The 5,464-nt window shown below is 53.6% G+C and carries 7 protein-coding genes and 1 pseudogene; 6 read left to right on the top strand and 2 right to left on the bottom strand.

The genetic code is table 11. The features are described 5' to 3' along the window. Positions 1-145: 145 nt before the first annotated feature. A pseudogene (locus tag RC85_RS24630) lies at positions 146-1,243 on the top strand (recombinase zinc ribbon domain-containing protein); the annotation flags it as partial. A gap of 75 nt (positions 1,244-1,318) precedes the next feature. Here the strand turns inward: RC85_RS24630 and RC85_RS29105 are convergent. Further along, positions 1,319-1,495 carry an HNH endonuclease gene (locus RC85_RS29105; protein ID WP_084423004.1) on the bottom strand — a complete coding sequence of 59 codons (177 nt, stop codon included), beginning with the start codon at positions 1,493-1,495 and terminating at the stop codon, positions 1,319-1,321. Further along, a complete protein-coding gene (locus RC85_RS24625; RefSeq protein WP_068267415.1) occupies positions 1,495-1,761 on the bottom strand; it encodes a DUF896 domain-containing protein in 267 nt (88 codons plus the stop codon). The genes RC85_RS29105 and RC85_RS24625 overlap by 1 nt, the downstream gene beginning before the upstream one ends. A 448-nt stretch (positions 1,762-2,209) precedes the next feature. Here RC85_RS24625 and RC85_RS24620 point away from each other — a divergent pair, with 448 nt between their 5' ends. The 5 genes from RC85_RS24620 to RC85_RS24605 all read left to right on the top strand — a co-directional run bounded on the left by RC85_RS24620 (position 2,210) and on the right by RC85_RS24605 (position 5,175). Continuing rightward, a complete protein-coding gene (locus RC85_RS24620; protein ID WP_068267413.1) occupies positions 2,210-2,854 on the top strand; it encodes a leucine-rich repeat domain-containing protein in 645 nt (214 codons plus the stop codon). Between the two features lie 61 nt (positions 2,855-2,915). Next, positions 2,916-3,131, top strand: a complete 216-nt coding sequence (locus RC85_RS27220; RefSeq protein WP_157594053.1) for a hypothetical protein — start codon at positions 2,916-2,918, stop codon at positions 3,129-3,131. Next, positions 3,085-3,333, top strand: a complete 249-nt coding sequence (locus tag RC85_RS27795) for a hypothetical protein (protein WP_068267412.1) — start codon at positions 3,085-3,087, stop codon at positions 3,331-3,333. Before RC85_RS27220 ends, RC85_RS27795 begins: the two co-directional genes overlap by 47 nt. Positions 3,334-3,487: 154 nt before the next feature. Beyond that, positions 3,488-3,919, top strand: a complete 432-nt coding sequence (locus RC85_RS24610; RefSeq protein ID WP_068267411.1) for a RidA family protein — start codon at positions 3,488-3,490, stop codon at positions 3,917-3,919. Beyond that, positions 3,916-5,175, top strand: coding sequence for an alanine racemase (locus tag RC85_RS24605; RefSeq protein WP_084423003.1), 1,260 nt, complete (start codon positions 3,916-3,918; stop codon positions 5,173-5,175). The genes RC85_RS24610 and RC85_RS24605 overlap by 4 nt, the downstream gene beginning before the upstream one ends. The last annotated feature ends 289 nt before the right edge of the window (positions 5,176-5,464 follow it).

Raw genomic sequence — 5,464 nt, 5'->3', positions numbered from 1 at the left:
ACATGGTCAGATTCCTTTCCGACTGAATCGTTTTCAGTTAGGTGTTGGGGGGAATCTGACCTTTTCATTTATGAGGGATTAGCGAAACAGCGGTTTTTGCCGTGCAAAAACTCTTCACGGCGTTGGGGAAGCCCTACTATCAGGTCTCTTGGTGTGCGGCAGTTGCGGAAAGCGACTCCAACCCACCTATCAAACCAAGCATCGCGCGCACTACAGTTGCACGCGTCATCTGATGGAAGCCAAAGAACAATCGTGTTACGGGTTGAAAGCTCGGGAGATTGACGAACTTGTCTCGAGGCAAGTCTTGGTGGCCCTCGAGCCCGCCTCGCTGGAATTGAGCGTTAAGGCGGTTGCGGATATTGAGAAAGAACAAAACCGTCTGAACAAACACTGGGCTCAGAAAATCGAGCGAGTGCAATATGACGTTGACGTCGCAGCACGACGTTATCGGGCGGTCGATCCCGATAACCGACTTGTGGCCGGCTCGCTTGAAAAGCAATGGGAAGAAACCCTGGTCAGGCAACAGCAACTCCAAGATGAGTTTGATCGTTTCAAGCACACTGCACCCAAGGCACTGGACGCATCGCAGTTCGCGCGTATCGAGTCCTTGTCAAAAGACATTCCTTCGGTCTGGTCGAACCCAAACACGACCAATGCGGCTCGCAAAGAAATCATTCGCTGTCTCATTGAGCGTGTCATCGTTAACGTGAAGTGTAACAGCGAACTTGTCGAAGCGACGATTCATTGGAAAGGTGGTTTCGAGAGTCAGCACGAGTTCGTTCGTCCCGTGCAAAACTACTCTCAGCTTCGTGACTTCGAGGCCTTGATGGATCGAGTTACTGAACTACGCGGCCAAGGACACACATCGCCGGAGATAGCTGACACGCTCAACGCGGAAGGATTCTCGCCACCGAAACGACGTGGCAACTTTAACGGGCCAATCGTCTATCAACTGCTCAAGCGACGTGGCCTGATTGGGCGCGAGCGTTCGCATAATGAGCTTCTGTGTGACCAAGAGTGGTGGATCGCTGACCTTGCCCGTGAATTGAAAATGAGCCGCCAGAAACTTCGCGATTGGATCGTTCGTGGCTGGCTACACGGACGAAAGACGCCGATACAAGGTTACTGGATCGCGTGGGCTGATGACGACGAAATCAGCCGCCTCAAGACACTCTTGGCTGACAGTCGTCGGGGCACAAACAACTACACCGTGCAAAACATGACCCCAAAAAAACGATCGTAAACACGCCCCACCAAACGCAAGCAATCCATATCAGATCTGCATCAACCCCTGTCACAAAAGGAGGCACCATGCCTGCTACTTCCAGCGGTCGCACGAAAAAGCAAGATTTGAGTCTTCATCGCCACCGCGGTGCTTCTTGGCAATGATGTGTTCAACTTGAAATTGCAGGTGAAAGAACTCACCGGATATTCGGCAGTACTCGCAAACGCCCCCTGCTCGTTTCCGTACGAGTTCACGGGCTTGTTTGTCCATCAGCGGCTACTGCTCTGCCCAATCTTCTTCATAGACTTGATTCGCAAAAGAGCGATGACATCAAGTGCTTCGATGTACGTGTTGTACTCTCGTTGCTCTTGTTCGCTCAGTTCGTCTTCATTGGCTTTTGCAGCCAGCTCATCAATCCTTGCCTGCATGACTTCGTTCGGTGGCGTGGAAACGAAATGCTCAGCCAATTCGGGGGAAAACCCATCGGTAAACTGAATTAAGAATTCGTGCAGTGCGGTGCTGTCGAGAGTTGCCATGCGGTCAGTTTACCACGAAAAGCAGGGCTAGACTATCGAAAAGTATACGTGCCCTCGACGGCCCAGATGGCTCGACGGCCCAGACGCTACTGGGAGAACGGGGACAGTGCATGTGCATGATCGATCGGTATTGCGTGGAAATCTGATTCGAGGCTCGGTTGGCGAAGCTTTCGGTGGCTGCGCAGAGCCAAATGGGGACAGGGCACCATCACGCTTGCTATCATTCCAGTGAAGAACCTTCGTCGTGCCCTGTCCCCGGTTCTGTCCCGTCGGCAGGAACTCAATCGAATCGTCTAAGGGACTAAGGTCTTTTGTCGGGTCTTTGTTAAGTCTGACGCTATTGTGCCACTCCTTTCGTGCAACGGATTACAAGTTACTGCAGTCTTGCCGCGAATTGCGTTATCTTGAGTTTAGTGATCACAAACGATTGGCTAAATGTTTGTCATCAATGAAGCAACTTGAGTGTTTGTATGTGAGCCATGCGAAGCTTATTGATACCGAAGTCTCATTGCCCGAGAGTCTTTTTGAGTTTTCAGTAACGCTTGGCTCTTTCGATGCTGGAAAGCTGTGCAGCCAATCCCGCTTGCAATACGTTCAAATACGAAACACGAAAGTTGATGGTCAGCTCCAACAAATCGCAGATCTTGATTCACTTAAGGGGCTGGTATTAGAGAATTTGAAAAACATAAATCTTCCAGTTTTTCAACCCATGTCAAAGCTAGAAACGTTGACGATCGCGGGGATGAAGGCGGTGTCTGAACTAGACTCGTTAGGAAACCTCAATCGCTTAAAGAAACTTTGCATTGAGAACATGCCCCATTTCAACAAAAACTCCTTTGGCGATCTTGAGGTGCTACGAAGTCTTGACCGCTTTTGCGTTTATCTCGGTCCATCAAAAAAACTGCACGCGGTTCATCAGTGGCTTGAGGAGTTGGTGCAGAACGTTCACATTGGGCGGGACATTGGCAACACATATTGGCCTTTGACTTCAGCGTATGTTGGAGGGAATACGGCCTCCGCTAACAATAGATCAAGCATGAAAAAGGCTTCGCCGTGGTCAAACTCGGAATTCGGGGTTCAGCGGCCTGAATAACGGATGGGGGTAGTAACGAAACTCGGTTGTGTAGGGAAAATTTGAGGTTGCGATTTGTAGTATGGCATATAGTCGATTGATCGCACCCACCGGTGGCTTCCGTGTGCTCCAAGTCCCAATCGATTCGCAAGGCGGCTACACCTTCACCGGCGAAGAAAAGGTGTCGGACACAGCCAAATGGGGACAGGGCACCATCACGCTTGCTATCATTCCAGTGAAGAACCTTCGTCGTGCCCTGTCCCCTTTCTGTCCGTACCGATGGCGGCGTTGCCCTTGAAGTAGGAGTTTTTCGCTTCGGACTGGACGACGATTTCAGCAACGACACTTTTTCGATCCAAAGTTTGACGATCACCGCGGTCGCGGTTCCCGAACCGTCGGGCGTGGGCCTTGCGTTGCTGTTGTCTCTGGCGATGATATCCGTGCGACACCGTCGTTGGGCGGCGCGGGACAGAATCGGTCGCGTCGGAATGCAAGTCTAGGCTTCCAGACTGTCATGGGGCTGAGGCGTGCGTGGACCGACAGGCTAGAAGCCTATCCCACTTTAGGCTTCCCGCCTGTGCTTGCATTGACGCACGGGCGGAAAGCGGATGCTTCGACGTCCGGATACACTCATCGAAAAGGCGAGGAACATTGATGCAACTCAATCACGTGCAAACCGATGCGGCACCGATGCCCAACGGTCACTACGTCCAAGCAACCACGCATCAAGGTTTGATCTACGTTTCCACTCAATTGCCGATCGATCCGGAAACCGGACCGTTGCAAAAAGCCGATGTGACGACGCAGGCCCAGCGCGTGCTGGAAAATTTGATGGCCATCGTTCGGGCTGGCGGCGGCGACGCCGAAACAATCCTCCGCATCACGCTGTACGTGTCCGACGTGTCGCTATGGCCGGCGGTCAACGAGGTTTACGAAAAATTCTTTGGCGATGTGAAAACCGCCCGCGGGGTGATTCCCACCGGTGGCAAATTGCATTTAGGTTTTGACGTCGCCGCCGATGCCATCGCAGCCCAACGAACGACGGGCGGCAATTCCGTCGGGACAGAACCGGGGTGTGCGTCATGATATCGGCGGCATCCAATGAAATAGACGCCTCGACATCATTGTCGGTTGGTGATGTTGATTGGTCGACGCTGGTCACGCCGTGCTTGGTGCTTGATTCGCAAATCATGCGTCGCAACATCGCGGTCATGCGTGCCAAGGCACGGTCGATGGGTTGGCGGTTGCGTCCGCACATGAAAACGGCCAAATGCCTACGCGTTGGCCAATGGCTATTTGAACCCACCGACGAAAACGAAAACGAAAACCGGCGAGCCATTACAGTCTCGACCATCCGCGAAGCCGAGGTGTTCGGGGGTGCCGGTTACGAGGACATCCTGTACGCCGTCAGCATCGTTCCCGACAAAGTCGCCCGGCTGATGGCTTGCGGTCGCCCCGGCGCGGTCCGGGTGCGGGCAATTTTGGATGAAGAATCCATTGTCGACGACTTATCGACCGCCGCCGGTGCCGCCGGAGAGACATTGTCGTTGCTGGTTGAAATTGATTGCGACGGTCACCGTGCGGGAATTTCCACGGATCAAACGGAACGGATCATTCGGTTGGCTCGGCGGATACGCGAATCGAATCACCTGCAATTCGATGGCATCATGACCCACGCTGGCGAATCTTATGGCGGAGCCGATCACGAGGCCATCGCCACCGCGGCGGATCAAGAACGCTTGGCGATTGAAGATGTCGCCACGGAATTGCGTCGGCATGGAATTGATTGTCCGATCCGCAGCATGGGTTCGTCACCGACGGCGCTGTTGGGGCGTATCCAGGATGTTTCGTCGGGCCAGCGCGAGATGACCGGAGTCAACGAACTTCGCGCCGGCGTGTTCGTGTTCCAGGATTTGTTTCAGAGCAATCTGGGCACGTGCTCGGTCGATGACATCGCGGTAACCGTTTTGTCGACGGTGATCGGTCACCGCCGTGACATGAATCGCTTGTTAATCGACGCTGGTGGCATGGCGTTGTCCAAGGATCATGGCACGACGGGCCAACGAGGTACCCGTATCGACGGTTCGCCCGCGGTTGATTATCGCTACGGTCAAGTTTGCAATCTGGAGGGGCAACCGATTGGGGATTGGAAAGTTGGATCGGCGAATCAAGAGCACGGCTTGGTCGAATCATCATCACCCATTGATTTTGACGCCCATCCGATCGGCAGTCGCGTGCGAGTACGCCCCATTCACGCGTGCATGACGTCCGCGGCGCATGACGCCTATCACGTCTGGGAAAACAACGATTGGCAACGTTGGGAACGGTTCGGTGGGTGGTGATCGCGCCAATGCGATCGTCAAGACATCTGATCAGCCGGTTTTGCCACGACCAAGGTCAAGAACGTGGCAATGGGGTCAAAGAGCCAAATGGGGACAGGGCACCATCACGCTTGCTATCATTCCAGTGAAGAACCTTCGTTGTGCCCTGTCCCCGTTCTGTCCATTCGGGGGAAAACCCATCGGTAAACTGAATTAAGAATTCGTGCAGTGCGGTGCTGTCGAGAGTTGCCATGCGGTCAGTTTACCACGAAAAGCAGGGCTAGACTATCGAAAAGTATACGTGCCCTCG

It is taken from the genome of Rubripirellula obstinata (genome assembly GCF_001642955.1).
Lineage (GTDB): Bacteria > Planctomycetota > Planctomycetia > Pirellulales > Pirellulaceae > Rubripirellula > Rubripirellula obstinata.
The sequence above is the reverse complement of the archived record's forward strand: the minus strand, read 5'-3'. Positions and strand labels throughout refer to the sequence as shown.